The organism is Gluconacetobacter entanii (assembly GCF_003206495.1).
GTDB classification, from domain to species: Bacteria; Pseudomonadota; Alphaproteobacteria; order Acetobacterales; family Acetobacteraceae; genus Novacetimonas; species Novacetimonas entanii.
Genome location: NZ_NKUF01000009.1, coordinates 72,975 through 99,724, shown reverse-complemented (window position 1 = coordinate 99,724; position 26,750 = coordinate 72,975). Strand labels below are relative to the sequence as shown.

Genomic DNA, 26,750 nt, shown 5'->3' with positions numbered 1-26,750 from the left:
GGCCGCGGCGTCAGCAGGCGGGGCGGCCGGCGCGTCCGCCGGGGCGGCAGCGGAAGGGGCACCCGCGCCATCGGTCGGGGGTGCGGAAACCGCCGGCGCGTCTGCTGCCGGGGCCGCGTCCTGCGCCAGCGCCGCAAGCGGAGACGAAACGCACAGCATGGCGGCGAAAGCTGCCGAGGTGATGAGAGCGTGTTTGCGATGCAGTCTGATCATTTACTCAGGATCCTCTAGACAGGACGTGTTGTTTTTAGAAGCTGCTGGGGACTTCGAGCCCCCGCATCGCAACATTGGCTGACACCGCCACACTCAGTCGTTCAGGCTGAATGTGATGGTATAAAGGTGATGAAATTCCTTGACCGGAACACCATTTTTCACGGCCGGAGCGTAACGCGACTGACGCACGGCACGCAGCGCGGCATCGGCAAACGGCTGCCCACCCTTCACGCTCATGACCTGACAGTTGCTGGTCGCACCCGTCGTTTCAACGTCACACGCAACGGTCACGACGCCTTCGCGACCCGCATCCGACATTTCTTCCGGATATTCGGGCACCACATGGTTCAGCGGCGACGAACCGGCCATGTGATCGGGCACTGGCGGCGCATTGGACACCGGCGCATCCGACGACGACGGCGGGGTCACCTTGGCCGGCGGCATGGGCTTGGGCGGCTTCGTATGCGTCACGTGCTTGATCGGCGGCGGCGGCGCCTGGACCTGGATCTTCGGCGGCGGGATGTACGGCGGCGGCGGCTGCGTGATCACCGGCGGCGGCGGCGGCGGCGGCGGCGGCGGTGGGGGCGGCGGCGGCTCCTTGATCACCCGGGCCTGCACTGGCGGACGCGGCGGCGGCGGCGGCGAGGACTTGGGCGCGCCAAGGCCATACATCAGCGCCGTGACGAGAGCGCCCTCGAAAAGTAAAACGACGCCAAATATTATGGCTTTCTGTAATCGATTATCACTTTGTTCCGCATACGTCATACCCATACCTCATTCAGAACGGCATAGTTAATGGAGGTTATAGAAAGTTTCCTGATGTTCTGATTTGACCGAATACTACGAGAGTATGACCAGATATCTACGAAACGTCTGGTTGAATCCGACTGCGCCAGCCCGACATTCCTCCAACCGGATAGCGCTGTTTTCGCAATTGCCACGGATTGCAGCCAACAGCGTGTCAGAAGGACTGGCAGACAGTCGTGAAGCCGGTAGCCGGTTCCCTCCCTGCAAGGAAAGTCGCTTGTCCATCATGATTTATCCATAAACGTCCATAAACATTATTAACTCTCCGAAATCAACCCTCTTGTGGCCGAAACGGCATGGGAGGACACGCGTCATGCTTCGTGAATCGATTACCGAAAATAACAAACCAGAAACGCCATCTCCACCCGATGAAAAACTGATTTTGCCAGCTTGAGCAAAAACCCCGCGCAGTCAAGCTAAGGGACAACAATTAATGGAAAAAACACACAGGCGACGCTTCCCCGAACTCACTTTCGCACATCGTTGATATCCTTGCGGGCATTGCAGGCGGTCCCTGATGTTACCGTGCCGCCTGCATTCCATCGCGCGATGCAGCCCGGTGCAGGCCGATCCTGCGGATGTTTCTTGCGCAGAATGACAATCGCGCGACATAAAGTTATCATATCGAAACGATATGCGGTAGCACGTTCCACACCACCACATCACTTTTCGTTATTACACGATGTATTCACGGAATTCCGACACACTGTTCATGCGGACCGTCGCCCCGATTAATGCATCCCGGCGAAAGGCATCATACACCAGCTGTTATATTTACGGCTAACAAAATATTACTGCCCCCGGCCCGCAGGGCCACAATTCCGCCACATCCCGCCGCGACCGTCCTCAACTGCGGCAGAATGCCGGCAGCGGGTCGGGTTCCTCCTGCATGGCGCGGGCCTCCCCCTGCTTCACCAGTTCCAGGCAGGCGGTGAAGGTGCTGGTCCAGGCGGAGCGCGCACGCACGGGCGATTGGTCGGACGGTGCGGGCGCATCCCCCTCGCGCAGCGCCGCATCGGGCAGCATCCGGTCCAGCAGGACCGGGCCATCGCTCAACCGCAGGGCATGGCGCACACGCACGCGCGCATCCTCCACATCGAACAGGTCAAGCTGCACCGGAGCGTAACCGGGTTCGGGCGGCGGCACGCCCCAGTTGCCGTCAAAGACCGCAAGGCACCCCCACAGGAATTCGATGCGGTCGGTTTCCCATTCCGGTGGCTGCTCCGTAATGGCGCAGGCGGGCCCGGCGCCATAGACATGGATATCGCGGCCCAGTTGCGGGCGCGCCGACAGCCACGCCGCCAGACGGGCCGCTTCCTCCGCCGCCAGCAGTTGCGCGCGCAGGCGCGACACCTCGTCGGTGGCTTCCTGCTGTCGCGGGTCATCGGCCGGCAGCATCAGGCGCGAACGCAGCAGCAGCAGGCCCGACACCATGACCGCCCATTCCGCCCTGCGCCCCAGCGGGAGCGAGGACGAGGTACGGATGGCGACCGTCAACTGGTCCACCAGCGCGACAAGGTCGAGCGCACGGATATCGATCCGCCGCGCCTGCGCCAGCGCCAGCAGGTGCGTCAGGCCACCTTGGTACGCCTCCATGCGGATGACGGGTTCCGGGCGGCCATCCTCCTCGAACAGGTCATACTGCGCCATTACGCCATGTCCCGTGCCGACAGGACGAAGGACAGGTCCGGCCAGCGCGCACGCACCGCCGCGACCAGCGGTTCGGGGGCCTCCGCACGGGGGGTAAAAAAACCATAGACCACGGGCTTGTGCCCGTTGGGCAGGCGGCGTCCCGCCTTGCGCCCCACCAGGCGCTGCACGTTGCGCGGGGCCTCCGCCGTGCCCCAGTGCCGCCGCAGCCATGACAGCGCATCGGGATGCGTCGCCCCCAGTCGCAGGATGGAGGACGGTATGGGCACCAGCGCATGGAAATCCAGCACGCAGGGACGGTCCATGCGCATCAGGTTGTGCGAATGGCGGACCTCCGCCGCGTCACGGAACTGCCGCGCGAGGATGCGGCATCCCTCGATCGACAGGCCACGGCGGGTATGCGCGGACGCGCCATCGCCAATCGCCAGCGCGAACATGTCCTCCTCCACCCGTTCCCCGTCAAAGGGCCATGGGATCAGGCCGCGCCCGCGCGCCGTGGCGGCGAAATCGTCCACCGCCGCGATCGGGCCATGGACCAGCAGGTGCCACCATTGCCAGTACCCCTCCGCCGCCGCGTCGCGCCATGCCGCAAGGGGCCTGCGCCCGCGCCGCCCGCGTGGCGCGGGAGTGAGGGGTGCCGTGGAGTCGGAGAGCGGTTCATCTCCCTTTACCGGCGGCAGGTCGGCCCACGGGAAACGCAGGTTTTCGGTCATGGCGCGCTGGCCCGCACGTAGGCGAGCATCCCGCGCGGGTCACGGTGGCGGGTATGGCGGCGCACCTCCTCCACATCAACGCCACGTGCAAGGGCATCGACGATATGGCCCGCCCGCAGGGCATGCGCGCTAAGCCGGGCGGCATATCCCGCATCAAGGTCGGCCAGTGCCGCGCGCCGTTGCAGGATGCGCGTCACGGCAAAGGGGGTCAGCGCACGCCCCCCGGCCCGGTCGCCCTTGGAAATGGGCCGGAACAGCGGCCCGGTCTGGCGATGCGCCACCTTCTGCCACGCGGCAAACGCATCGGCGGGGCAGAGCAGCAGGTCATCGGGACGTTGCGGCATGGTGACGTCCTCCCCTTCCGGCATGTCGTCCGCACCTGCGCGGACGGACGCCGCGCGGTTGCGCACATGCAGCACCACGCCATGCGGTACGATGCGCACGTCCTCCACCATCAGTCCCACCAGTTCCGAACGCCGCAGCGCGCCCGCGAACCCGAAGACCAGCAGGCAGCGGTCCCGTCGGCCGCGCGCGCTGTCGTCGCAGCGTTCGACCATGGCCCGCAACTGCGCCGGTGTCAGGATTTCCGGCCGGGGCGCGACCTGTGGCGTCGCGGCCTCCAGCGCGGCGTGCAAAGCGGCGCGGATGACGGGATCGCTGACCTTCCACGGCTGGTTGTTGAACCGGTGCATCTTGCCGATCGCGGCAAGGCGGCGGCGGATGGTCGCAGGGGCATAGTCCTGCAGGGAGCCCAGATACGCCGCGACATCTCCTGCCGTGGCCGGGATGGGCCGCACCCCGTGTTGCGCGCACCATGCGGCGAAATGCGTCCAGTCGGCGCGATAGGCACGCAGCGTCGCCGTGGCCTGTGGCCGCGTGAGGGAGGGGCTGTCGCCGTGCGCCGTCATGTCCTGTGCCATCGGTTATCCGCGCATCCTACAGCAGGGCCATGCGATCGACATCCACCATCCCGAAATCCGTGATCTTGAGGTGCGGGATCACGGGCAGCGGCAGGAACGCCAGTTGCAGGAACGGCTCATCCAGCGTGCAGCCCAACCCGCGCGCGGCGGCGCGCAGCACCTCCAGCCGGGAGGCGACCTGCTCGAACGGGGCATCGCTCATCAGGCCCGCGATCGGCAGCGGCAGGTCTGCCACCACGCGCCCGTCGCGCACGACGACAAAGCCGCCGCCAGTGGTTTCCAGATGGTTGACGGCGGCGGCCATGTCCGCGCCGTCGATCCCGACCACGCAGATATTGTGGCTGTCATGGCCAACCGACGACGCCAGCGCCCCGGACTTCAGCCCGAATCCCTTCACCAGGCCCCGCCCGATATTGTCGTTATGCCCGTGTCGCGCCACCACGCAGACGCGCGCGATGTCGCGGGCGGGGTCGGCCTGCACCACACCGTCGCGCACCGGCATGTCGGCACGCAGGAATTCGGTGATGATCTGTCCGGGGATCAGGCCGATCACCGGGGCCTGCACGCCATCGCCCGCCTGCGCCATGTCGGCGGCACTGACCGGGGCGGGCAGGCTGATGCTGTCCAGCCCCACCGGCGCGATGACCTCGCGCGCGGCGAACAGCGCGTCATCGACCACGCGCCCCGCCGCGATCACGTCGGAGACCCGACATTCACGCAGGTCGTCAAGCAGCACGATATCCGCCCGCCATCCCGGCGCGATCATCCCGCGGTCGCGCAGCCCAAACGCATTCGCGGCACTGAGCGAGGCGCTGCGATAGGCGGCGACGGGTTCGACACCTTCGGCGATCGCAAGGCGGATCAGGTAATCCAGGTGCCCCTCATGCGCGATTTCCAGCGGGTTGCGGTCATCGGTGCAGAACGCGAAGAACGGCGAGGTCGCGGGCGTCAGCAGCGGGACAAGCGCGCGCAGGTCCTTGCACACCGATCCCTCGCGGATCAGCACCGTCATGCCCTTGCGCACCTTCTCCAGCGCCTCGGCGGCGGTCGTGGCCTCATGGTCGGTGGAAATCCCCGCCGACAGATACGCATTGAGCGCCCGCCCGCGCAGCAGCGGCGCATGCCCGTCGATATGCCGCCCCGCAAAGGCCGCCAGCTTTTCCATGCAGCCCGGATCCCCATTGATCACGCCGGACACATTCATGAACTCCGCAAGGCCGATGACCTTCGGGTGGTCGCGCCATTCCACCAGGTCGGCGGCCGACAGGCACGCGCCCGATGTTTCCAACGCGGTGGACGGCACGCAGCTTGACAGGTTGACGCGCAGGCCCATCACCACGCGCGACGCGGCGGCCACGAAATAATCCAGCGCCGCGCGCCCCAGCACATTGGCCATTTCATGCGGGTCGCAGATCGCGGTCGTCACCCCGTGCGGCAGGACGCAACGGTCGAATTCGAACGGCGTGATCAGCGAGGATTCGACATGCAGGTGCGTGTCGATGAAGCCCGGCACCGCAATACGGCCCCGTGCCTCAATGACATGGCGTCCCTCGTAATGGTCCAGCGTGCCGACGATGGTGTCGCCACAGATGGCGATATCACCGTCCAGCAGGTCCCCCGTCACCAGGTCAAGCAGGCGTGCGCCACGGATGACGGTATCGGCGGGTTCGCCGCCACGGCCCTGCGCAATGCGGGTGGGGATCGGTCGGGTGGTCATCGGCCTGTCTTCCGTTCTGATTTCCCTTGCCCTTTTACCCTACTCCGCCCCGATGCTGATACCGGGCGGGCATATTTTTCACATCCTGTTGTCTGATGCCCATGGTGATTGACAATGCGCGCGGCTTTGCCGATCCTGCGCCTACCAAGGGGAGTCCCGTCAAAGGGGCTGAGATACCGCTGGCACGCCGCCGAGGCGTGGATGCGGGGACCCTGCCGGGCGCATGGCGCGCCCGGGGAACCTGATCCGGTTCATACCGGCGGAGGGACTGGTGTGACATCGGAAAAAACAGGCCCTCCGCCGCGATCCACGCCCGCAGGACCACCTTCCGGTTTCTCCCCTTCCCCTGTCGGAGAGAAACACGAGGTGTCCTGTCATGAACAAGATTGTCCCGCCTTCCTCTCCCGACCATGTCACCACCGGCCCGATCCAGGGCTCGGTCAAGGCGTGGTCTTCCCCCACCGGCCGCCCGGACATCCGCGTGCCGTTCCGCGAAATCGCGCTGGAACCCTCGGCCAACGAACCGCCGGTGCGCGTCTATGACACGTCCGGTCCCTATACCGCCTCCCCCGCCCATACGGACGTGAACAGGGGCCTGCCGCGCATCCGCGAGGGCTGGATCGCAGCGCGCGACACCATCACCGTGACCCCGCGCGCCGTCCGGCCCGAAGATAACGGCTTCGCCGCGGGCGAGCAGCTTGTCCCCCCCTGCCCCGCGCCGCATGTGGTGCGCGAGGGCAGGCGCGGCACAAAGGTCACGCAGTTCGAATTCGCCCGCGCGGGCATCATCACGGACGAGATGATCTATGCCGCGCACCGCGAAAACCTTGGCCGGACGGAAATGGTGGCGGGTGCTGAGGCACGCCGCGCGGACGGGGAGGATTTCGGGGCGGACATCCCCGCCTTCATCACCCCGGAATTCGTGCGCTCCGAAATCGCGTCGGGGCGGGCGATCCTGCCGGCCAACATCAACCATCCCGAACTTGAACCGATGGTCATCGGGCGCAATTTCCTGGTGAAGGTCAACGCGAACATCGGCAATTCCGCCGTCACCTCCTCCGTCGCGGAGGAAGTGGAGAAGATGGTCTGGTCCATCCGCTGGGGCGCGGACACGGTGATGGACCTGTCTACCGGGCGCAACATCCACAACATCCGCGACTGGATCATCCGCAACGCGCCCGTGCCGATCGGCACGGTGCCGCTGTACCAGGCGCTGGAAAAGGTCGGCGGCGTGCCCGAAGCCCTGACATGGGACATCTTCCGCGACACGCTGATCGAACAGGCCGAGCAGGGCGTGGACTATTTCACCATCCATGCCGGCGTGCGCCTGCGCCATGTGCCGCTGACGGTCAACCGTGTCACGGGCATCGTCTCACGCGGGGGGTCGATCATGGCGGGGTGGTGCCTGCACCATCATCGCGAAAGCTTCCTGTATGAACATTTCCCCGAAATCTGCGACATCATGCGCCGTTATGACGTGTCGTTCTCGCTTGGCGACGGGCTGCGTCCCGGCTCTATCGCCGATGCCAATGACGCGGCCCAGTTCGCGGAGCTTGAGACGCTGGGCGAACTGACGAAAATCGCGTGGGCCAAGGGCTGCCAGGTGATGATCGAGGGGCCGGGCCACGTGCCCATGCACAAGATCAAGGTCAACGTGGAAAAGCAGTTGCGCGAATGTGGCGAAGCCCCGTTCTACACGCTTGGCCCGCTGACGACCGACATCGCACCGGGATATGACCACATCACGTCGGGCATTGGCGCGGCCATGATCGGATGGTTCGGCACCGCGATGCTGTGTTACGTCACGCCCAAGGAACATCTGGGCCTGCCGGACCGCAACGACGTGAAGACCGGCGTCATCACCTACCGCATCGCCGCCCACGCCGCCGACCTTGCCAAGGGGCACCCGGCGGCTCAGTTGCGCGATGACGCGATCAGCCGCGCGCGGTTCGACTTCCGCTGGAACGACCAGTTCAGGCTGTCGCTCGACCCCGATACGGCCTGCGCCTACCATGACGAGACCATGCCGCGCGAGGCGCACAAGAGCGCGCATTTCTGTTCGATGTGCGGGCCGAAATTCTGCTCCATGCGTATCAGCCACGACCTGCGTGACAATGCCGCGCGGGAGGCGGGAATGGCGCAGAAGAAGGAGGAGTTCCGCGAAGGTGGCAACCGCCTGTATGTCCCCATGCCCGAGGGCGAACCCGCGGCGGAATGAGGGATTTTTGAAAAATTGATAAACGAATAAAAGTTTTTGGGTGCCGCCTTTTTTCAAAAAGGCGGCGTTCTTCGAAGCTTTTTGAAAAAAAGCTTCACCAAAAACTTTTGATACTTTCAGGGCTTTCCATATGAAAAATGCGCGTCCATTCCGGACGCGCATTTCCATGAAACCCTCCCCCCATCATGGATGGTGCGGTTCAGATGACCTTATGCACCCAGCCATACGGGTCGGGCGCATTGCCGCGCTGGATCGCGATCAGGTCGGTGCGCAGCTTTTCCGTCACCGGGCCGATGCTGATGCCATCGCCGATCACGACCTCGCCCTGCTTGCCACGGAACCGCCCGATGGGGGAAATCACCGCCGCCGTGCCGCAGGCGAACACTTCCCGCAGGCGGCCGCTGGCGGCATCGGCATACATCTGATCGATCGCATAGGGTTCCTCACGCACCGTCAGGCCCACGTCACGCGCGATGCGCAGGATGGAGTCGCGCGTGATGCCACGCAGGATCGTACCCGTCAGCGGCGGGGTGGCGACCGATCCGTCATCAAAGACGAAAAACACGTTCATGCCGCCCATTTCCTCGATCCAGCGGCGTTCCACCGCATCAAGGAACAGCACCTGCGCGCAGCCATGGCCCTTGGCTTCCTTCTGCGCCATCAGGCTTGCGGCGTAATTGCCGCCACACTTCGCCTCGCCCGTGCCACCGGGGGCGGCGCGGCAGTATTCGGACACCCAGACGCTGACGGCCTGCTCCCCGAAATAGGCGCCCACGGGGGAGGCGATGACCATGAACAGGTATTCCGACGCGGGCTTGACGCCCAGGAACGCCTCGCTCGCGATCATGAAGGGGCGGATATACAGGCTTTCATCGGGACGGGCGGGCACCCATTCGCGATCCACCGTCACAAGCTGGCACACCGCATCGACAAACAGGTCCTCGGGCAACTGGGCCATGGCCATGCGCTCGGCCGACTTGCGGAAACGCCGGGCGTTGGCGTCGGGACGGAACAGGGAAATCCCGCCATGCGCCGTGCGGTATGCCTTCATCCCCTCGAAAATTTCCTGCGCGTAATGCAGCACCGCCGCTGCGGGGTCGAGGCTGATTGGCGCATAGGCGCGGATCACGGGATCGTGCCAGCCCTGCCCCTCGGTATAGCGGATGATGGCCATGTGATCGGTGAAGATCTTTCCGAATCCGGGGTTGGCCAATACCTCCGCCCGACGCTCCGGCGAAACCGGAGAAGGATTCGGTGAAAGCGTGAAACGGAGTGTACTGACGCTGTCCATGACCATTATTCTCTTTCATCATGCGCGGCCGCCACGGCGACGTGCCGGGCTGTTTTTTGCGCATCCGGACGGGAAACAGACACAACTTCCCCAGAATACCCCGCAGGTCAAGCCCATGGCCGTCATGGCCCCCACCCTGCCCGATCGGCCAGAAGGCCACTGTCAGGGCCTGCCCTGAAAACATCAAAGGTTTTTGGTGAAGCTTTTTCCCAGAAAGCTTCGAAAGACACCGCCTTTTTCGATCAAAAGGCGGCACCCAGAAACTTTTACTCCCAGATCCTAGCGCAGTTCGAACCCCATGCGCACCAGTTCCTCGCGCAGGCGGTCGCGCCCGTGCAGCGCCTGCACATCGCGGATGCGCCCGATCACGGTGGTGGACCAGTCCTGTGGTGACAGCCCCTGCTCGGTGCGAAACCGGGTCATGGTGGCGTCATAGGCCGGGACTTCCGCCTCCCCACCCGCATATTTCTCATGATGCAGCACCGCCGATTGCGGCAGGCGCGGCTTGATCGCGGTCGGGTGCTTGCGGTCGGGATGGCCCACGCACATGCCAAAGACGGCGACAGTGCGCGGCGGCAGGCCCAGTTCGGAGGCGATTTCACCGGGTTCGTTGCGCACCGCGCCGACATAGACGATGCCAAGGCCGAAGGATTCGAACGCCGCCGCCGCGTTCTGTGCCGCGAATGACGTATCGGCCACCGCCATGGTGAAGCTTTCGAGGTAATCCAGCGCCACATGTGGCTGCGCACGCGCATCGGCCACATGTTCCAGCCGCGACAGGTCCGCCACCCACACAAGGAACAGCGGCGCCTGCGCGATGAAGGCCTGATCCCCCGCCAGCTTCGCCAGGCGCGCGCGGCGTTGCGGGTCGGTGACGGCAATCACGCTCCATGCCTGGAAATTGCACGAACTCGATGCCGACTGCGCCGCCGCGATCGCCGCCTCCAGCGCGCCCTGCGGCACGGGGGCCGGGGAAAAGGCGCGCACGGAACGATGGGCCATCAGGCCACGCACGACCGTGTTTTCGGGCAATGCCACATCGGGCGGCGGCTGGCGGTAACGTGCTTTCCACAGGTCGGCCAGCGATGAAGATGAAGTCGGTGCATCCACCATGGCGGTACCCCTTGCTTGTACGAGGACAAATGAAAGGCTACCTCATCACGATCACATCGCGCAGCGGTAGCCACGCGATGTCACACCAGCCCCCTTTTACGCGCACGCCTGATCCGGAACGTTCCGTCAGCCGTACGCCCGCACCGTCACCAGGCGCGTGTCCAGATAGGCCTCCAGCGCCTCCGTCCCGCCTTCGGAGCCATAGCCCGAATCCCCGATCCCCCCGAACGGGATTTCCGGCAGGCCCAGGCCGATATGGTTGATCGTCAGCATGCCCGCGCGCATCTGGTCACGCAGGATGGCCGCCGTACGCCCCGACCCGGTAAAGGCATACGACGCCAGACCGTAATTCAGGCGGTTGGCCTCCGCCATGGCGGCATCAAGCGTATCGTACGGCGCCATCAGCGCGATCGGGCCGAAAGGTTCCTCGTTCATGATGCGCATGTCGGTCGTGACATCGGCAAGGACCGTAGGTTCAAAGAAATAGCCGGTATTGCCGATGCGCTTGCCCCCGGCGGCAAGGCGCGCGCCCTGTTCCAGCGCGTCGGCCACCAGCGTTTCCATCATGTCCACGCGCCGCACATTGGCCAGCGGCCCCATCTGCGTCCCCTCCGCCAGGCCATCGCCCACGCGCAGGCCCGATGCGACCTCGGCAAAACGGCTGACGAACGTGTCATAGGCGGGGCGTTCGACCAGGAACCGCGTGGGCGCGATGCACACCTGCCCCGCATTGCGGAACTTCGCCCCTGCCAGCAGCGACACCGCGCGGTCCATGTCCGCATCGGCGCTGACGATGACCGGCGCGTGGCCGCCCAGTTCCATCGTCGCGCGCTTCATGTGCGCGCCCGCAAGGGCGGCAAGGTGCTTGCCCACCGGGGTGGACCCCGTAAACGTGACCTTGCGGATGACGGGATCGGCGATCAGCGTCTCCGAAATCTCCGCAGGCGTGCCATAGACCAGCCCCAGCACACCCGCCGGCACACCCGCATCCGCCAGCGCGCGGATGAAGGCCGCGGGCGACGCCGGGGTTTCCTCCGCCGCCTTGACGATGATCGAACATCCCGCCGCCAGCGCCGCCCCCACCTTGCGCGCGACCTGGTTGACGGGGAAATTCCACGGGCAGAACGCGGCCACCGGCCCGACGGGACTGCGGATCACCTCCTGCATCACGCCCGGCGTGCGGGCGGGGACGATACGGCCATAGGTGCGGCGGCCTTCCTCGGCCATCCAGTCGAGCACGTCGGCAGCGGCCAGCAGTTCGATCCGTGCCTCGCCCACGGGCTTGCCCTGTTCCATCGTCATCAGGGCCGCGATGTCGCCGCTGCGTTCCCGCAGGAGCGTGGCCCCCCGGCGCAGGATGTCGGAGCGTTCCAGCGGGGAGGTGCGACTCCACGTCGCAAAGCCACGGGCCGCCGCATCCAGCGCACGGCGCAGGTCCTGCGCCGTGGCATGGGCGACATGGCCGATCACCTCCGCCGTGGCGGGGTTGATCACGTCGATCGTGCGTCCCGTCGCGCCATCGGTCCATGACCCGTCGATATAGAGCTGTGTGTTGCAATAGGCTGTCATCGGTTTCCTGCTTTCGTTACCCGATCCATCATGTGCGCACATGTCGCGCCATATTCGCATGAGCGCACCAGCGCAGCACATATCCAGATCACAAAACAGACAGTTCACGCGGATGTCGCTGCACAGGCGTCGCAAAACCTGCGCCTATCGCGCGTCCGCACGCCCGGCGGCCGCGTGCCCACACGGCCCCCATGTGCGGACGGGGCGCGGCGGACGACCTCTCCTGAAATTGTACAACTTATTGATATCTGTTCGTTTTATCCTGATCCGCCACAGGTTACGGACCGCAATCTGGACAGGGGAACATCCCTGCCTGCCATGACCCGCCGGAGAGCGCGCCGATGTTCAACGCCATCATGATCGACAAGACCCGCGCGGGATCGCGCGCCAGCGTACGCAGCATTGATCCCGCCGACCTGCCGGAAGGCGAAATTACGGTACGCGTCGATTATTCCTCCCTCAATTACAAGGACGCGCTGGCGATTACCGGGCGTGGCCCGGTGGTGCGGCGTTTCCCCATGATCCCGGGCATCGACCTGGCGGGGGAAATCCTCGCCTCGGACGACCACGTCCATCGCCCCGGCGACCAGGTGATCGCCAATGGCTGGGGACTGGGGGAGGAGCATTGGGGTGGCCTGTCGCAGATGGCGCGCGTGCATGGCAAATGGCTGCTGCCACGCCCGCGTAGCTTTTCCGCGCGGCAGTGCATGGGCATCGGCACGGCCGGCTATACCGCGATGCTGTGTGTCATGGCGCTGGAGAAGGGGGGCGTCACCCCCGGCGATGGCGACATCGTCGTGACCGGGGCGGGGGGCGGCGTGGGCGGCATCGCCATCGCCCTGCTGGCGCGTCTGGGATATCGGGTGGTGGCCGTGACCGGGCGTGACAGCCTGACGGACTACCTGCGCGGGCTGGGCGCGGCCGAGGTCGTGGGACGTTCGGCCCTGACCTATACCCCCCGCCCGCTACAGAGCGCACGGTGGAGCGGGGCCATCGATGTCGCGGGGGGAAAGGTGCTTGCCGCGCTGTGCGCCAGCATGCGGCCCGGCGGCGTTGTCGCCGCGTGCGGACTGGCGGCGGGGATGGACCTGCCGCTGACGGTCGCGCCGTTCATCCTGCGTGGCATTACCCTGCGCGGGATCGACAGCGTGATGTGCCCGCGGGAGCAGCGCATGACCGCATGGGCACGGCTGGAACGTGACCTCGACCCCGCACTGGTCGATTCGATCTGCGCGGAGATCACCCTGAAACAGGCGATCACGACATCGCCGCAACTGCTTGCGGGCAACATCCGCGGCCGCATCGTCGTCAACACGCGCGAGGGGTAGGCCCGCACCGTCCTGACACACGCACGGGCGTCAGGACAGGCAGGCGCCGGAACGGATCAGTGGCAGGGGAAGCCGAGCAGGTGGCGTCCGTCATGGACGAATTCATGGACATAATGTCCCGACACCAGCGAGGTCGCGCCCTGTTCCGCGCCGACGAAATACAGCAGCAGTGACGCGATCACGAGGCCGAACGCCGCCCAGGGCAGCAGGTCACGAACCGGAATCGCGGCAGGTGCGGAGGACAGGCCGCCCGTGGGCAGGACGGAAGATGTGTGGTTCATGGCAAATGCACTCCCTGATCAGTCGTGATCCCCGACTAACCGATTTCGCGACCATCGGCAAACGCTTCACACCGGGCAGCGGGCATGCATGGTCGGTGGCAGGGAACCATGACTTCCCTTTGTGGATGCAAGAACGCAGAGTGTTTGCGTCGCGCGGGCTGACGGAGGAGAACATAAAAAGTTCTGGGTGGAATCTTTTTCAAAAATTCCATGTTATTTGAAGCTTTTTGAAAAAAGCTTCACCAAAAACTTTTATAAATCCACCAGATGTCTTCCGAACGGCATTTTCAGACAATCTCTTAAGCAAACAGAAGTTTTTTGGTTCTTTTTTCAAAAAAGAACACGCCTTCTCCTGCACACGAAACCAAAGCCCGCCATGCACCTGACCTGCCTGTCCCTTCCCGCGCCCGACTGCCTGCGCCGCGCCATCATTCCCACCCATGACGACCTGCCCGCCCTGCCCCCCGGACAGGCCGCGCGCTGGTGTACGGATACCCCCGTCACCTGTGGCGATGACGCTGCCACACAGGTCGGGTGCTGGACCGGGCGCACGCCCCTGCCCCACCCCGCCCTGCGCGCGCGCCACCATGGCGCATGGCAGGGGCGCGCCCTGCGTGACCTGCCCGCACAGGACATGGCGGCGTGGATCACGGACCCGCACTTCGCCCCACCGGGGGGCGAAAGCCTGCGCGACGTGCTGGCGCGCGCGGCGGCATGGCTGTCATGCTGTCCCACCGATCGCGGGGAAATGGCGCTTGTCGCGGATGCGCTGGTCATACGCGCGCTTGTTCTGGCGACGCTTGGCGCGGATGCGGCGGCGTTCGCGGCCCTCGACATCGCGCCATACACACGGACCGTCCTGACATTCCACAACCGATGGCGGGTGCGTGAAACAGGGGGCATTGCAGCGTTTTGACTCTGCATGGCGGGGGCGTATAAAAGCCCGCGTGATGGTTCCCGCAAGGGATGAAACAGGGAAGTACGGTGCGTGGCGCGGCAGGCCGCCGCACACAATGCCGTCGCTGCCCCCGCAACTGTAAGTGGCGTCAAGCGCCCGGCAGGTCGCCCGTGTCCGGCATATGTCCGACATGGCGCGGCACGTCACTGGCCCCCATGGCCGGGAAGACGCCGGACGCGCGGGCACGGACACCCCAGTCCCTGTCCCGGCCACAAGTCAGGAGACCTGCCATCATCGTCATGCCCTGCCCTTGCGGGACATGGCACGATTACTGGTGTCGCAGGTCCGGCGGGGTGCCTGGAATGCGATGACGTCCTGATGTCCGCGCCGCGCATCGTACGTGATGCCGCACGGTCGATGCACCCCGGCCATGTCCACATCCCCATCCGGGATGATGCGACGACAGCGCAGGATGAACGTGCAATGACCACAGGCGACGTCCCCCTTCCCCCACCGGGTTCCGACACCCCTGCCATCCACATCCATGTCTGCGTCACCTGCCTGCGCGGCCTGCCGGTCGGCGCGCCACCACCCGGGCGCGACCTGCACGAGGCGATGCGCGAACGCGCGCAGGGCACCAGTGTCGTGGTGCATGAGGTCAGATGCCTTGCCGCGTGCGACCGTGGCTGCACCGCCGTCGTCGCCATGCCGGGGAAATGGGGATGGCTGCTCGGCCATCTAGGCCCGGAGAAGGCCGACGACCTGATGACCTACCTTGCCGCCTATGCCGCCTCACGCAGCGGCAGCGTCATGCCCTCGCGCCGCCCGGCCTCGCTGTCGGACATGGTGCTGGGCCGTTTTCCCGCCTCCCTCCTGACGGAGCAAAGTTCATGACCACACCCTCCCCCTCCCGTGCCCCTGCCGCCCGTGCAAAGGTGCCGGTCACCGTCATCACCGGCTTCCTCGGCGCGGGGAAGACGACGCTGCTGCGCCATGTGCTGTCGCAGGCGCGCGGGCGGCGCATCGCCATTGTCGTCAACGAATTCGGCACGCTGGGCATTGATGGCGAGACGCTGCGTTCGTGCGGGGTGGAAGGCTGCCGGGACGAGGATATCGTCGAACTGACCAATGGCTGCCTGTGCTGCACCGTGGCGGACGATTTCCTGCCGACGATGGAGGCCCTGCTCGACCGGGCCGAGCCGCCGGAGCATATCGTGATCGAGACCTCCGGCCTTGCACTGCCCAAGCCGCTGCTCAAGGCGTTTGGCTGGCCCACGGTGCGCACGCGCATGACCGTCGATGGCGTCATAACCGTGGTCGATGGCCCCGCCGTCGCCGCCGGGCGTTTCGCCGATGACCCCGACGAGATCGCACGCCAGCGCCAGGCCGACCCGTCGCTGGACCACGACAATCCCCTTGCCGAAGTGTACGAGGACCAGTTGCTGTCGGCGGACATGGTGGTCATCAACAAGACCGACCTGATGACGCCCGAACAGATCGCCATGGTGGAGCGCGAGATCCGTGCGGAGATCCCCCGCGCGGTCAAGATCGTGCATGCGGTGGACGGGCAGGTGGACCCCGTCGTCCTGCTCGGCATGGATGCGGCGGCGGAAGATGACCTGTCGGCCCGTCCCTCCCACCACGACGCGGAAGGGGGCGAGCATGAGCATGACGATTTCGAAAGCTTCGTCGCCCCCATCCCCGAACAGGACAGCGCCGACGCCTTTGTCACGCACCTGGCGCATGTGGCGGAAAAATATGACATCCTGCGCATGAAGGGATTCGCCGCCGTGCGGGGCAAGCCGATGCGCCTTGCGGTGCAGGGCGTGGGCAGCCGTTTCCGCCACCAGTTCGACCGTCCCCTGCCCGAAGGCGCGCCGCGCACCGGCAGCCTTGTCATCATCGGGCAGAAGGGCCTGCCACGCGCTGCGATCGAGGCGGACCTGCAACAGGCCTGAAAGACTGTCTGAAAACTTTCACTTTCCATCAACGCCCCCTGATGCCGTTGCAACCGCCATGAGCCGATGACCATGAGCACGAAACACAGAGACGACGCACATGCATCTCCTGGCGCGTGAGGTCCGCAGCCTTGACGAGGACGCGGTGGCCGAAGACCTCGGCCATGCGCCCGCCGACATCGTGTTCCTGTCATTTTCCGACAGCGACCTGCTCGCCCTGCGTGCGGCGGCCGATGCCGTGGCGGCGGGTGACGCCACGGTGCGCATCACCAGCCTGTCGCGCCTGCTCCATCCCATGTCGATCGACCTGTACGTGGCCGATACCCTCATGCGTTCGCGCTGCGTGGTGGTACGGCTGCTTGGCGGGATGGAATACTGGCGCTACGGGGTGGAGGAACTGTCGCGCGCCTGCCGCGATGGTGGCATCCCGCTGGCGCTGGTGGCAGGCGATGCACGCCCCGACCCGCGCCTTGCCGCGCTATCGACCATTCCCGCCCCGACACTGGTCCACCTCGATGCGCTGCTGCGCGCGGGGGGGCCACGCAACATGGCCACAGCCCTGCGCCTGATGGCCGGCCTCGCGCGTCAGGGTGACATGGCGGAGACGGCGCCGGACACGCCCCCGCCCGAAACCCTGCCACCTGCCGGCCTGCTGCGCGCGGCGGACCCGGCGCTGCCCCTGCGCGCGGGCGTCGTGTTCTATCGCAGCCACCTGCTGGCGGGTGACATCGCCCCCATCCTTGCCCTGTCGGACACGCTGGCGCACCACGGGATCGGGGCGGACCTGTTTTATGTCGCCTCGCTCAAGGACCGGACATGTGCGGCGATGGTGCACGACTGGCTGACGGATGCGCCGCCCGATGTCATCGTCAACGTGACGTTCTTTTCCGCGCGGGGGGAGGAGACGGACATCTCCGCCCTCGATATCGCCGATGTGCCGGTGATCCAGGCGCTGCAGCCCGGCGTGACGCAGGCGGCATGGCGCGACAGCACGCGCGGCCTGTCGCAGGCGGACCTTGCGATGCAGGTGGTGCTGCCCGAACTTGACGGGCGGATGCCCGGCGCGCCGATCTCCTTCAAGGAGGAAACGGCCCCCGGCCTGCCCGCGCGCCATGTCCCCTATCCCCCGGGGCTGGAAATCGTCGCCGCCCGTGCCGAAGGCTGGGCGCGGCTGTCCCACCTGTCGCCCGCCGCGCGGCGGGTGGCGATCGTCCTGTCGGATTATCCCGGCGCACAGCGTGACGGCGGTGGCGACGGGCAGGCGGGCCATGCCGTGGGACTGGACAGTTTCGCCAGCCTGTCGGTCCTGCTGACGCTGCTGCGCGCGGAAGGATATGACACGGGTAACGACACCCTGCCCGACAGCGCGACACTGGCGCACCTGCTGGCGCGCGCGCCGGCCACGCCGTTCATGACGCTGGCGCGGTATGAGGCGCTGCTCGCCACCCTCCCGCGCGAAGCACGCGACGCCCTGTCCGCATGCTGGGGCACGCCTGCCGAGGATCCATCGGTGGTGGACGGGGCATTGTGCCTGCGTCACCTGACGCTGGGCCATGTCACGATGGCGCTGCAGCCTGATCGCGGGTCGAAGCTGGACCGCAAAAGTTGGTACCACGACCCCGACACGCCGCCACGCCATGCCTATGTCGCGTTCTACCTGTGGCTGCGCCATGGGGTGCGGGCCGACGCGATGGTCCATCTGGGCACGCATGGCACGCTGGAATGGCTGCCGGGCAAGGCGGCAGCGCCCTCGGCCCGATGCTGGCCTACCCTGCTGGCAGGCGGGATGCCGGTCCTTTATCCCTTCATCGTCAACAACCCCGGCGAGGCCGCGACCGCGCGGCGGCGGCTGGGGGCAGTGACCATCGGCCACATGACGCCCCCGGTCATGGCGGCAGGCCATGGCGATGGCCGCACCGCCGAACTGGAACGGCTGATCGACGAATATGCCGCCGCCGACGGACTGGACCGCAGGCGCGGCGCGATCCTGCGCGGGGAAATCCTGCAACGCGCGGGGGACCTCGGCCTGCTCGACGAAAGCGGCCCGCGCCCGGACGAGGATGAGGACGAGGCGCTGGCCCGGCTGGATGCCTATCTGTGCGACGTGAAGGACCTCCAGATCCGCGACGGGCTTCATGTCTTCGGCCGTCCCCCGCCGCATGCCCGCGCACTCGCGACCACCATCGCGCTGGCCTGCGGGGCGGATGCGCCGGCCGACCTTGAAGAGCGGCTGCATGACTGCGGCGCGGCGGAGGCCTCCGCCCTGCTGCGGGGACTGGACGGGCGCATGGTCCCGCCCGGCCCGTCGGGCGCCCCCACGCGCGGGCGCGCCGACGTGCTGCCGACGGGGCGCAACCTGTTTGCGATGGACCCGCGCGCCATCCCCACCCGCTCCGCCGTGGTGCTGGCGCAGCGCGCCGCCGACCTGCTGCTGGAGGGGCACCTGCAGGACGAAGGCGATCACCTGTCTTCCATCATCATCGACCTGTGGGGATCGTCCAGCCTGCGCACGGGGGGCGAGGACCTGGCGCTTGCACTACTGCTGATGGGCACGCGCCCGGTCTGGGACAGCGGATCGGGCCGCGTGCGGGGGATCGAGGTCATTCCCATGGCGGTGCTGGACCGTCCACGCGTGGACGTGACGTTGCGCATTTCCGGCCTGTTCCGCGATGCGTTCGCGGGGCAGATCGCCCTGTTCGAGCAGGCGGTGCAGGCCATCGCCGACCGGGACGAGGACCCGGCCCTCAACCCGCTGGCCCATGGCGTGCGCGGCCTGACGGGGGCGGCACGGCTGCGGGCGACGGCGCGCATCTTCGGCACGGCGCCGGGCTGTTACGGCACCGGGATCGAGGACATGCTGGCGCGCGACGGGTGGGACGGGCGTGACGATCTGGGCCGCGCGTGGATGGCGGGATCGGCATGGACCTATGGCGGCACGCGGGAGGGCACGCGCGACGACGACGCCATGCAACGCCGCATCCGGGCCGCCGACGTCATGCTGCATGTGCAGGACCATGCGGAAATCGACATCCTCGAAAGCCCGGACATCGCGGCCCATGCGGGCGGCATGGCCGCTGCCGCCGCCGCCCTTGGCCGGACGCCACGCATGCTGCATGGCGATACGTCCCGCCCCGACACCCCGCGCCTGCGCGCCACGGCGCAGGAGGTCGCGCGCGTCGTGCGTGGTCGCCTGACCAACCCGGCATGGCTTGCGGGGATGCGTCGCCATGGCTATCGCGGGGCGGCGGAAATCGCGCGTGGGGTGGCGACCCTGCATGCCTTCGCCGCCACCGTGCCCGCGCGCTTCGACCGGCAGTTCGACCTTGTCTTTGCCGCGATCGCCAATGATGCGGAAATGGACCGCTTCCTTGCCACCGCCAACCCCGACGCCCGCGCCGCCATCCGCCACCGCTTGGCGCAGGCGCAGCGGCAGGGCCTGTGGCGTCCACGTTCCAACAGCGCAGCGATGCTGCTGGACCCCGACGCATGAGCACGTCCCCCACCGTACGCGGATGGTGCCCCGGCCTGCATACCCCGATGGAGGCCGCCGATGGCTGGCTGGTGCGCGTGCGCCCGCCGCTGGGGCAACTGACGGCGGCGCAGGCGGGGGTCATCGCCGATGCCGCGACACGCCTTGGCAACGGGCGCATCGAACTGACCAGCCGGGGGAACCTGCAACTGCGCGGCTTTTCGCCCGACACCGCGCCACGGTTCGCATGCGAACTGCGTACCTGCGGACTGGGGGGAGAGGACGCCTCCGAACGGCGGCGCGCGGTACTGGTGTCGCCGCTGGCGGGGCTGGACCCGGCCTGTGACGCGCGGACCCTGCCCATTGCCCGCGCGCTTGATGCGCGTCTCGCGGCGGCGACCCATCTGTCCACACTGCCCGCGAAATTCGTCATGGGGGTGGATGGCGGCGGATACGTGCCCGCAGGCGCGATCCGCGCCGACATCACCGCGCGCGCCCATGGCGGACGCTGGCATATCACCTGCGGCAATGCGCGCGCTGCCTGCGCGCCCGATGCGATCCCCGGCCTGATGATCCGCCTTGCCGAAGCCTTCGTGCAGGTCGGGGGCACCGCCCGCCCGCTGCGTCGGCGCGACATCGGCATGACCCTGTTCGCGCAGGCCGGCATCCCGGCCGAGGCCCATGATGACGGCCCTGCCCCGCCATTGCCGCCGCTGGTCGGTGCGCTGCCGGTGGGATGTTACGGGGTGACGCCGCCGCTGGGCCGGATGATGGCCGCCGACCTGTCGCAACTGGCGCAAGGGTGCGCCAGCGATGGCACGGGCGTCCTGCGGATGGGACCGGGGCGGGCCATCGTGCTGCCGGGACGTACCACTGCACCGGACCTCGGCGGGTTCGTCACGGACCCACATGACCCGCGTCTGCGTATCGTCGCGTGCATCGGGCGGCAGGGTTGCGCCTGCACGGAGGCTGACGTGAGTGCGGACGCACTGGCGCTGGCCGCCGACGTGCCTGCGGGCCTGCGGCTGCATGTCTCGGGATGTGCCAAGGGATGCGCGAATCCCGGGCGCTGCGACATCACGCTGGTGGCGGACGGGACGGGTTACGACCTGTGCCGCGATGCCCGCGCTGCCGACGCACCGCTCCTGCGGGGGCTGGGCGTGGCGCAGGTACGCGCCCTCTTGCATGAAGGGCGTGCCTCGGCCGATACACCACAACACCAGAACGGGGAGAAGACACCGGCATGACCGGCACCACGCGGTCTTATGACTATATCCATGACGGGGCGGCGATCTATGCCCGTTCCTTCGCGACCATCCGCACTGAGGCCGACCTGAGCGGTTTTACCCCGGACGAGGCCCGCGTGGCGGTACGTATCATCCATGCCTGCGGCATGGTGGATGTTGCACGCGAAATCCGCATGTCGCCCGATTTCACCGCCGCGGCACAGGGCGCGCTGCGGGCGGGGCGGCCCATCCTGTGCGATGCGGAAATGGTGGCCCGTGGCGTCACCCGCACCCGCCTGCCCGCCGACAATGCCGTCATCTGCACCCTGCGCGACCCGCGCACGCCCGACATCGCGCGGCGGATCGGCAATACGCGTTCCGCCGCCGCCCTCGACCTGTGGGGCGATGACATGGCGGGCGCGGTGGTGGCCATCGGCAACGCGCCGACCGCGCTGTTCCACCTGCTGGAACTGATCGAGGCGGGTGCCCCGCGCCCGGCGGCGGTCATCGGCATGCCGGTCGGGTTCGTCGGGGCCGCCGAATCGAAGGAGGCACTGGCCGAATTCGGGGACCTGCCGTTCATCATCGTGCGCGGGCGCCTTGGCGGCAGCGCGATGGCGGCAGCCACCGTCAACGCCCTTGCGTGCGAGGCGGAATGAACACCGCCCCCGCACGCGGCCGCCTGTCCATTGTCGGCATGGGACCGGGGGACCCGGAACTCCTGACGCTCAGGGCGGCGCGGATCCTGCGCGAAAGCCCGGTCGCGGCATGGTTCGCCCGCCATGACCGCACCGGCCATGCGCGTGAAATCGCGGGCGACCTGCTATCCCCCGACGTCATCGCGCTGCGCTTCGCCTATCCCTTCACCGTGGAAATCCCCGTCAGCGACCCGCGCTATCCCGCACGGATGGCCGAATTCTATGACCGCTGCGCCGAAGACATCGCAACCCACCTCGACGCCGGGCGCGACGTGGCGCTCCTGTGCGAGGGGGACCCGTTCCTGTTCGGCTCGGCCATGTATGTGTTCGACCGCCTGCATGGACGCTTTCGCTGCGAGATCGTGCCGGGGATCACCGGCATGGCCGGGTGCTGGTCGCAGGCGCAGGTGCCGATGGTCCATGGCGATGACGTGCTGTGCGTCATTCCCGCGACACTGGACGAGGACAGCCTGTGCGCATGGCTGGAACGCGCGAACGCTGCCGTCATCATGAAGCTGGGGCGCAACATGGCCAAGGTGCGCAACGCCCTGCGCCGCACCGGGCGCGACGGGCGGGCGGTCTATGTCGAACGCGCGACACAGGCGCAGCAGCGCTGCATGCCCCTGTCGGACGCGGGCGAACGCGCGCCGTATTTTTCCATCATCCTCGTGCCCGGACGCACAGGTGTAAGATGACCCAGACGCCTCCCCCTTCCCAGCCCTGCCTGTTCATCGTCGGCCTCGGCCCCGGCGCGCCGGGGCAGGTGACGCCACAGGCAGCCGCCGCACTGGCGCAGGCGACGGACCTGATCGGCTATGGCCCCTATGTCGCGCGCGCCGTGGCGGGGCCGGACGTGGTGCGCCACGCCACCGACAACCGCGTCGAACTTGAACGCGCGCGCCATGCGCTGGAACTGGCGCTGGCGGGACGGCGGGTGGTGGTCGTCTCCGGCGGGGATGCGGGCGTGTTCGGCATGGCCAGCGCCGTGTTCGAGGCCATCGACCACGGTCCCGCCGCATGGCGCGACATCGACGTGCAGGTCATCCCCGGCGTGTCCGCCGTCCTTGCCGCCGCCGCCCGCCTTGGCGCGCCGCTGGGCGGGGATTTCTGCGTCATGTCGCTGTCGGACAACCTCAAGCCGCGCGCGGTGGTACATGACCGCCTGCGCGCCGCGGCGGGTGCGGGGTTCGTCATCGCGCTGTATAACCCGCGTTCAAAGGCCCGGCCCGGACAACTGGCGGAGGCATTCGACGTGCTGCGCGCCGTGCTGCCCGGCACCGTCCCGGTTGCCTTCGCCCGCGCCATCGGCCGCCCCGATGAACGCGTCATCCTGCATGACCTCGCCCATGCCGATCCCGAACAGGTGGACATGAGCACGCTGGTCCTGATCGGCTGCGAACGCACGCACCTGATCCCGCGCCCGCAGGGGCAGCCATGGCTCTATACGTCGCGCAGGGTCGATCCCTCGTGAATGACGGCCGCGACCGCAGCCACGCCATGGCATGCCCCACGTCCCCCACCACGGTCGCGGGGGGTACTGCGGTCCGTTCCACCATGATGACCGCAATCCCCAGCGCCCGCGCGGCCTCAAGCTTCGCCACCGTTGCCGCACCACCCGAATTCTTCGTCACGATCAGGTCGATCCCCTCGCGCCGCAGCAGCGCGTCCTCCGCCGCCACGTCGAAGGGGCCGCGCGCCTGAATCGTGCGCGCCCCCATGGGCAGCAGGGCCGGGTCCGGGGCATCGACACTGCGCACCAGCCACGTATGCCCACATGCCGCCACGTCGCGAAACGCCAGCAGGTCCTTGCGCCCGATCGTCAGCAGGATACGGCGCGGCGCGGGGCCGATGGCGCGCGCGGCCGCCGCCATGTCGGGGACCATGGTCCAGCGGTCGCCAGGCGACGGGGCCCATGCGGGCCGCTCCACCCGCGCCAGCGCAACGCCCGCGCGCGCGCAGGCCGCAACCGCATTGGCGCTGATCCGCGCGGCAAAAGGATGCGTTGCATCAATGACGGCCGCCACGCGATTGTGCGACAGCCAGTGCGCGAGCCCTTCCACCCCGCCGAAACCGCCGATTCGCACCTCCATCCGTGGCAGGACGGGCGCGCGCGTCACCCCGGCGAGGGAGAGCGTGGCCGCGAAACCGGATCCCGGCGCCTCGAGCCTGCGGCACAGAAGCCGTGCCTCCGTCGTGCCGCCCAGAACCAGTACCCGCATCGTTGCCACCCCCCAAGGAGACTGAAATGACCCATCCCGCATGGCTGCATGTTATCGGCATTGGCGAAGATGGTGTCGAGGGCCTGTCGGAAGTGGCGCAGGCACTGATCGCCGCGGCCGAACTGGTCGTGGGGGGACGGCGGCACCTGCTGCTGGTCGAAGGGCTGATGCGTGGCGAACGGCTGATGTGGCCCACCAGCATATCCGAAGGGATCGAACGCATGCTGCGCTGGCGCGGGCGGCGCGTGGTGGTGCTGGCGTCGGGCGACCCGTTCAGCTTTGGCATCGGCGTCACACTGTGCCGGTACATACCGGTGGGGGAGATGACCTGCATCCCGGCCCCGTCTTCCATCACGCTGGCCTGTGCGCGGATGGGATGGGCGCGGCAGGATACGACGGTGCTGTCGATCTGTGGCCGCCCGATGGAGGTGGTGGCCCCCGCATTGCAGACCGGCGCGCACCTGATCGTGCTGTCGGCGGACGGGCGTTCGCCCGTGACGCTGGCGAAATGGATGACGGCGCGCGGCTTTGGCCCCTCCGTCATCCATGTGCTCGAGGCGCTGGGCGGTCCTTATGAACGCCACGTGCACATGCGCGCGGACGCGCTGGCGGCGGGCACGGCGGAAGGGATCAATCCGCTGAACCTGATGGGGATCGAGGTCGTGGCCGAACCCGGCGCGATGGTCCTGCCGCTGTCAACGGGGCTGCCGGATGACATGTTCGCCCATGACGGGCAGATCACCAAGCGCGAGATCCGCGCCGCCACCCTGTCCGCCCTTGCCCCGCGCCAGGGCGAGATGCTGTGGGATATCGGTGGCGGGGCCGGGTCGATCGCCATCGAATGGATGCTGTGCCATCCCGCCAACCGTGCCGTCACCATCGAACGCAACCGCGAGCGTACCGCACGCATCGCGCATAATGCACTGACGCTGGGCACGCCCGCGCTGCGCATTGTCGAAGGCAGCGCGCTGGAGACCCTTGCCGCATTGCATGACCGGCAGACGCCGCGTCCCGATGCGGTCTTCGTGGGGGGCGGGATCGGCAATCCGGGCATGATGGAGGGGGCATGGGACGCCCTGCGTCCCGGCGGCCGGCTGGTGGCCAATGCCGTCACCCTGGAAGGCGAGACCGCGCTGCTGGCCGCGCATGCGCGCTGGGGCGGCAGCCTTTCGCGCCTGCGCGTCGAACGGGTGGAACAGGTCGGCACGCAGTCCGCCTTCCGCCCGGCGATGACGGTCACCCAGTACGCGGCCACCCGTCCCGCCGCATGAACGCGACCACGACACCGGCGACGCATGCGAAGGGCCTGTGCGTGGCGGGCATCGGGTGCGGCAGCGGATGCGACGCGGACGATATCCTCGCCCTCCTGCATGAGGCCACCGGCCGGGCGCACTGCCGGCCCGGACTGATCGCCATTCCCGATTTCCGCGCCGACTGCGCCGCCCTGCACGCGGCGGCGCGACAGGCGGGCCTACCGCTGCGCGTTGTCTCCCACGCCGACCTGCTGGCGGCGCAGCCACGTTGCGTCACCCGTTCGTCACGTGTTATGGCGGCGCACGGTGTCGCCTCGGTCGCCGAAGGCTGCGCCCTTGTGGCGGCGGGAGACGGGGCGCGCCTGGTCGTGGCGCGCATGGCCTTCCGGCGCGTCACATGCGCCATTGCACGAACGGAGCATACATGACCGTACATTTCATCGGCGCAGGTCCCGGGGCCGCCGACCTGCTGACCCTGCGCGGGCGCGACCTGCTGGCGCGATGCCCGGTCTGCCTTTACGCCGGGTCCATCGTCCCGCGCGAAATGCTGGCCCACTGCCCGCCTGATGCGCGCCTGGTGGATACCGCGCCCATGACGCTGGACATGATCGAGGCGGAATATGTCGCGGCCCACGCGGCGGGCCACGATGTCGCGCGCCTGCATTCGGGGGACCTGTCGGTCTATAGCGCCGTGGCGGAGCAGATCCGCAGGCTCGACCGCCACGGCATCGCGTGGACCATGACACCCGGCGTCCCGGCATTTGCCGCCGCCGCATCGGTGCTGGGCCGTGAACTGACCATGCCCGAAGTCGCGCAGAGCGTCGTGCTGACCCGTGTCAGCGGCCGGGCGTCGGCCATGCCGGAGACCGAGACGCTCAGGGCCTTTGGCGCAACGGGCGCGACCCTTGCGATCCACCTTGCGATCCATGCGCTGGACAAGATCGTGGCCGACCTGACCCCGCTTTACGGCGCGGACTGCCCCGTGGCGATCGTGGCCCGCGCCACATGGTCCGACCAGGTGGTACTGCGCGGGACGCTGGGCACGATTACCGCGCAACTTGCGGAACATCCCATCGAACGCACGGCCCTCGTGCTGGTGGGACGCGCGCTGGGGCAGCATGATTTCCGCGAAAGCGCGCTCTATAACCCCGACTACCACCGCCGCTTCCGCTCATAAAAAACCTAAAGAAGTTTTTGGTGAAGCTTTTT

At 67.5% G+C, this 26,750-nt stretch carries 23 protein-coding genes, 2 pseudogenes and 1 riboswitch; of the genes and pseudogenes, 14 read left to right on the top strand and 11 right to left on the bottom strand.

What is annotated here, in order from left to right:
- From CFR72_RS06290 to ade, 6 genes and pseudogenes are all read right to left on the bottom strand, one after another.
- Window positions 1-213 (bottom strand): annotated as a pseudogene (locus CFR72_RS06290) (MotA/TolQ/ExbB proton channel family protein); the annotation flags it as partial.
- Between the two features lie 93 nt (window positions 214-306).
- Window positions 307-984, bottom strand: a complete 678-nt coding sequence (locus tag CFR72_RS06285; RefSeq protein ID WP_110913136.1) for an energy transducer TonB — start codon at window positions 982-984, stop codon at window positions 307-309.
- A gap of 882 nt (window positions 985-1,866) precedes the next feature.
- Complete coding sequence (locus CFR72_RS06280; protein ID WP_110913135.1) at window positions 1,867-2,670, bottom strand: hypothetical protein; 804 nt, start codon at window positions 2,668-2,670, stop codon at window positions 1,867-1,869.
- Complete coding sequence (locus CFR72_RS06275) at window positions 2,670-3,383, bottom strand: hypothetical protein (RefSeq protein WP_110913134.1); 714 nt, start codon at window positions 3,381-3,383, stop codon at window positions 2,670-2,672. The genes CFR72_RS06280 and CFR72_RS06275 overlap by 1 nt, the downstream gene beginning before the upstream one ends.
- Window positions 3,380-4,303: a site-specific integrase gene (locus CFR72_RS06270; protein WP_233044546.1), complete on the bottom strand. Its 924-nt coding sequence runs from the start codon at window positions 4,301-4,303 to the stop codon at window positions 3,380-3,382. The genes CFR72_RS06275 and CFR72_RS06270 overlap by 4 nt, the downstream gene beginning before the upstream one ends.
- A 16-nt stretch (window positions 4,304-4,319) precedes the next feature.
- The gene (ade, locus tag CFR72_RS06265; RefSeq protein WP_110913133.1) at window positions 4,320-6,020 is read right to left on the bottom strand and encodes an adenine deaminase; all 1,701 of its coding nucleotides are present in this window, start codon (window positions 6,018-6,020) and stop codon (window positions 4,320-4,322) included.
- Between the two features lie 376 nt (window positions 6,021-6,396).
- On the opposite strand from ade, the gene thiC reads away from it, so the two are divergent.
- The gene (thiC, locus tag CFR72_RS06260; RefSeq protein WP_110913132.1) at window positions 6,397-8,238 is read left to right on the top strand and encodes a phosphomethylpyrimidine synthase ThiC; all 1,842 of its coding nucleotides are present in this window, start codon (window positions 6,397-6,399) and stop codon (window positions 8,236-8,238) included.
- Window positions 8,239-8,437: 199 nt separating this feature from the next.
- Here thiC and CFR72_RS06255 read toward each other — a convergent pair whose 3' ends face one another.
- Window positions 8,438-9,529: a branched-chain amino acid aminotransferase gene (locus tag CFR72_RS06255; RefSeq protein ID WP_110913151.1), complete on the bottom strand. Its 1,092-nt coding sequence runs from the start codon at window positions 9,527-9,529 to the stop codon at window positions 8,438-8,440.
- Between CFR72_RS06255 and CFR72_RS17115 the strand changes: the two genes are divergently transcribed.
- Window positions 9,501-9,707 carry a hypothetical protein gene (locus tag CFR72_RS17115; RefSeq protein WP_167400310.1) on the top strand — a complete coding sequence of 69 codons (207 nt, stop codon included), beginning with the start codon at window positions 9,501-9,503 and terminating at the stop codon, window positions 9,705-9,707. The genes CFR72_RS06255 and CFR72_RS17115 overlap by 29 nt on opposite strands.
- Window positions 9,708-9,808: 101 nt before the next feature.
- Here the strand turns inward: CFR72_RS17115 and CFR72_RS06250 are convergent, their stop codons facing one another.
- Both CFR72_RS06250 and CFR72_RS06245 read right to left on the bottom strand, forming a co-directional pair.
- Window positions 9,809-10,642 carry a nitroreductase family protein gene (locus CFR72_RS06250; protein WP_110913131.1) on the bottom strand — a complete coding sequence of 278 codons (834 nt, stop codon included), beginning with the start codon at window positions 10,640-10,642 and terminating at the stop codon, window positions 9,809-9,811.
- Window positions 10,643-10,768: 126 nt separating this feature from the next.
- Window positions 10,769-12,211, bottom strand: coding sequence for an NAD-dependent succinate-semialdehyde dehydrogenase (locus CFR72_RS06245; protein WP_110913130.1), 1,443 nt, complete (start codon window positions 12,209-12,211; stop codon window positions 10,769-10,771).
- A gap of 341 nt (window positions 12,212-12,552) precedes the next feature.
- On the opposite strand from CFR72_RS06245, the gene acuI reads away from it, so the two are divergent.
- On the top strand, window positions 12,553-13,539 hold the full coding sequence (gene acuI, locus CFR72_RS06240; RefSeq protein ID WP_110913129.1) for an acrylyl-CoA reductase (NADPH): 987 nt from the start codon (window positions 12,553-12,555) through the stop codon (window positions 13,537-13,539).
- Window positions 13,540-13,595: 56 nt separating this feature from the next.
- Here the strand turns inward: acuI and CFR72_RS06235 are convergent, their stop codons facing one another.
- Entirely contained in the window at window positions 13,596-13,820 is a 225-nt protein-coding gene (locus CFR72_RS06235) for a CbtB domain-containing protein (RefSeq protein ID WP_110913128.1), read from the bottom strand.
- Window positions 13,821-14,196: 376 nt separating this feature from the next.
- Here CFR72_RS06235 and CFR72_RS06230 point away from each other — a divergent pair, with 376 nt between their 5' ends.
- The 8 genes from CFR72_RS06230 to cobJ all read left to right on the top strand — a co-directional run bounded on the left by CFR72_RS06230 (window position 14,197) and on the right by cobJ (window position 23,540).
- Entirely contained in the window at window positions 14,197-14,736 is a 540-nt protein-coding gene (locus CFR72_RS06230; RefSeq protein ID WP_110913127.1) for a histidine phosphatase family protein, read from the top strand.
- An 18-nt stretch (window positions 14,737-14,754) separates the two neighbouring features.
- A riboswitch (cobalamin riboswitch) is annotated at window positions 14,755-15,025 on the top strand.
- 176 nt (window positions 15,026-15,201) lie between these two features.
- The gene (locus CFR72_RS06225) at window positions 15,202-15,612 is read left to right on the top strand and encodes a DUF1636 domain-containing protein (RefSeq protein ID WP_110913150.1); all 411 of its coding nucleotides are present in this window, start codon (window positions 15,202-15,204) and stop codon (window positions 15,610-15,612) included.
- Window positions 15,609-16,676 carry a cobalamin biosynthesis protein CobW gene (gene cobW / locus CFR72_RS06220; protein ID WP_110913126.1) on the top strand — a complete coding sequence of 356 codons (1,068 nt, stop codon included), beginning with the start codon at window positions 15,609-15,611 and terminating at the stop codon, window positions 16,674-16,676. The genes CFR72_RS06225 and cobW overlap by 4 nt, the downstream gene beginning before the upstream one ends.
- Before the next feature lie 100 nt (window positions 16,677-16,776).
- Entirely contained in the window at window positions 16,777-20,166 is a 3,390-nt protein-coding gene (cobN, locus tag CFR72_RS06215; RefSeq protein ID WP_110913125.1) for a cobaltochelatase subunit CobN, read from the top strand.
- Entirely contained in the window at window positions 20,163-21,392 is a 1,230-nt protein-coding gene (gene cobG, locus CFR72_RS06210) for a precorrin-3B synthase (RefSeq protein ID WP_110913124.1), read from the top strand. The genes cobN and cobG overlap by 4 nt, the downstream gene beginning before the upstream one ends.
- Window positions 21,389-22,030 (top strand): precorrin-8X methylmutase, encoded by a 642-nt coding sequence (locus CFR72_RS06205; RefSeq protein ID WP_110913123.1) that lies wholly within the window; start codon window positions 21,389-21,391, stop codon window positions 22,028-22,030. Before cobG ends, CFR72_RS06205 begins: the two co-directional genes overlap by 4 nt.
- Complete coding sequence (locus CFR72_RS06200; RefSeq protein ID WP_110913122.1) at window positions 22,027-22,764, top strand: precorrin-2 C(20)-methyltransferase; 738 nt, start codon at window positions 22,027-22,029, stop codon at window positions 22,762-22,764. The genes CFR72_RS06205 and CFR72_RS06200 overlap by 4 nt, the downstream gene beginning before the upstream one ends.
- Window positions 22,761-23,540 (top strand): precorrin-3B C(17)-methyltransferase, encoded by a 780-nt coding sequence (gene cobJ / locus CFR72_RS17995; protein WP_110913121.1) that lies wholly within the window; start codon window positions 22,761-22,763, stop codon window positions 23,538-23,540. The genes CFR72_RS06200 and cobJ overlap by 4 nt, the downstream gene beginning before the upstream one ends.
- A 67-nt stretch (window positions 23,541-23,607) precedes the next feature.
- Here cobJ and CFR72_RS06190 read toward each other — a convergent pair.
- A pseudogene (locus CFR72_RS06190) lies at window positions 23,608-24,288 on the bottom strand (cobalt-precorrin-6A reductase); the annotation flags it as partial.
- 26 nt (window positions 24,289-24,314) lie between these two features.
- Here CFR72_RS06190 and cbiE point away from each other — a divergent pair.
- From cbiE to cobM, 3 genes are read left to right on the top strand one after another with little or no spacing between them, the layout of a single operon-like run.
- Window positions 24,315-25,559, top strand: coding sequence for a precorrin-6y C5,15-methyltransferase (decarboxylating) subunit CbiE (gene cbiE, locus CFR72_RS06185; protein WP_110913119.1), 1,245 nt, complete (start codon window positions 24,315-24,317; stop codon window positions 25,557-25,559).
- A complete protein-coding gene (locus tag CFR72_RS06180; protein WP_244182189.1) occupies window positions 25,556-25,969 on the top strand; it encodes a cobalamin biosynthesis protein in 414 nt (137 codons plus the stop codon). The genes cbiE and CFR72_RS06180 overlap by 4 nt, the downstream gene beginning before the upstream one ends.
- Window positions 25,966-26,718 (top strand): precorrin-4 C(11)-methyltransferase, encoded by a 753-nt coding sequence (gene cobM / locus CFR72_RS06175; protein ID WP_110913118.1) that lies wholly within the window; start codon window positions 25,966-25,968, stop codon window positions 26,716-26,718. The genes CFR72_RS06180 and cobM overlap by 4 nt, the downstream gene beginning before the upstream one ends.
- Window positions 26,719-26,750: the final 32 nt, after the last annotated feature.

Coding starts and splice junctions, on each gene's coding strand:
- CFR72_RS06285 (WP_110913136.1), bottom strand. CDS start 984: ATGGGTATGACGTATGCGGAACAAAGTGATAATCGATTACAGAAAGCC.
- CFR72_RS06280 (WP_110913135.1), bottom strand. CDS start 2,670: ATGGCGCAGTATGACCTGTTCGAGGAGGATGGCCGCCCGGAACCCGTC.
- CFR72_RS06275 (WP_110913134.1), bottom strand. CDS start 3,383: ATGACCGAAAACCTGCGTTTCCCGTGGGCCGACCTGCCGCCGGTAAAG.
- CFR72_RS06270 (WP_233044546.1), bottom strand. CDS start 4,303: ATGGCACAGGACATGACGGCGCACGGCGACAGCCCCTCCCTCACGCGG.
- ade (WP_110913133.1), bottom strand. CDS start 6,020: ATGACCACCCGACCGATCCCCACCCGCATTGCGCAGGGCCGTGGCGGC.
- thiC (WP_110913132.1), top strand. CDS start 6,397: ATGAACAAGATTGTCCCGCCTTCCTCTCCCGACCATGTCACCACCGGC.
- CFR72_RS06255 (WP_110913151.1), bottom strand. CDS start 9,529: ATGGACAGCGTCAGTACACTCCGTTTCACGCTTTCACCGAATCCTTCT.
- CFR72_RS06250 (WP_110913131.1), bottom strand. CDS start 10,642: ATGGTGGATGCACCGACTTCATCTTCATCGCTGGCCGACCTGTGGAAA.
- CFR72_RS06245 (WP_110913130.1), bottom strand. CDS start 12,211: ATGACAGCCTATTGCAACACACAGCTCTATATCGACGGGTCATGGACC.
- acuI (WP_110913129.1), top strand. CDS start 12,553: ATGTTCAACGCCATCATGATCGACAAGACCCGCGCGGGATCGCGCGCC.
- CFR72_RS06235 (WP_110913128.1), bottom strand. CDS start 13,820: ATGAACCACACATCTTCCGTCCTGCCCACGGGCGGCCTGTCCTCCGCA.
- CFR72_RS06230 (WP_110913127.1), top strand. CDS start 14,197: ATGCACCTGACCTGCCTGTCCCTTCCCGCGCCCGACTGCCTGCGCCGC.
- CFR72_RS06225 (WP_110913150.1), top strand. CDS start 15,202: ATGACCACAGGCGACGTCCCCCTTCCCCCACCGGGTTCCGACACCCCT.
- cobW (WP_110913126.1), top strand. CDS start 15,609: ATGACCACACCCTCCCCCTCCCGTGCCCCTGCCGCCCGTGCAAAGGTG.
- cobN (WP_110913125.1), top strand. CDS start 16,777: ATGCATCTCCTGGCGCGTGAGGTCCGCAGCCTTGACGAGGACGCGGTG.
- cobG (WP_110913124.1), top strand. CDS start 20,163: ATGAGCACGTCCCCCACCGTACGCGGATGGTGCCCCGGCCTGCATACC.
- CFR72_RS06205 (WP_110913123.1), top strand. CDS start 21,389: ATGACCGGCACCACGCGGTCTTATGACTATATCCATGACGGGGCGGCG.
- CFR72_RS06200 (WP_110913122.1), top strand. CDS start 22,027: ATGAACACCGCCCCCGCACGCGGCCGCCTGTCCATTGTCGGCATGGGA.
- cobJ (WP_110913121.1), top strand. CDS start 22,761: ATGACCCAGACGCCTCCCCCTTCCCAGCCCTGCCTGTTCATCGTCGGC.
- cbiE (WP_110913119.1), top strand. CDS start 24,315: ATGACCCATCCCGCATGGCTGCATGTTATCGGCATTGGCGAAGATGGT.
- CFR72_RS06180 (WP_244182189.1), top strand. CDS start 25,556: ATGAACGCGACCACGACACCGGCGACGCATGCGAAGGGCCTGTGCGTG.
- cobM (WP_110913118.1), top strand. CDS start 25,966: ATGACCGTACATTTCATCGGCGCAGGTCCCGGGGCCGCCGACCTGCTG.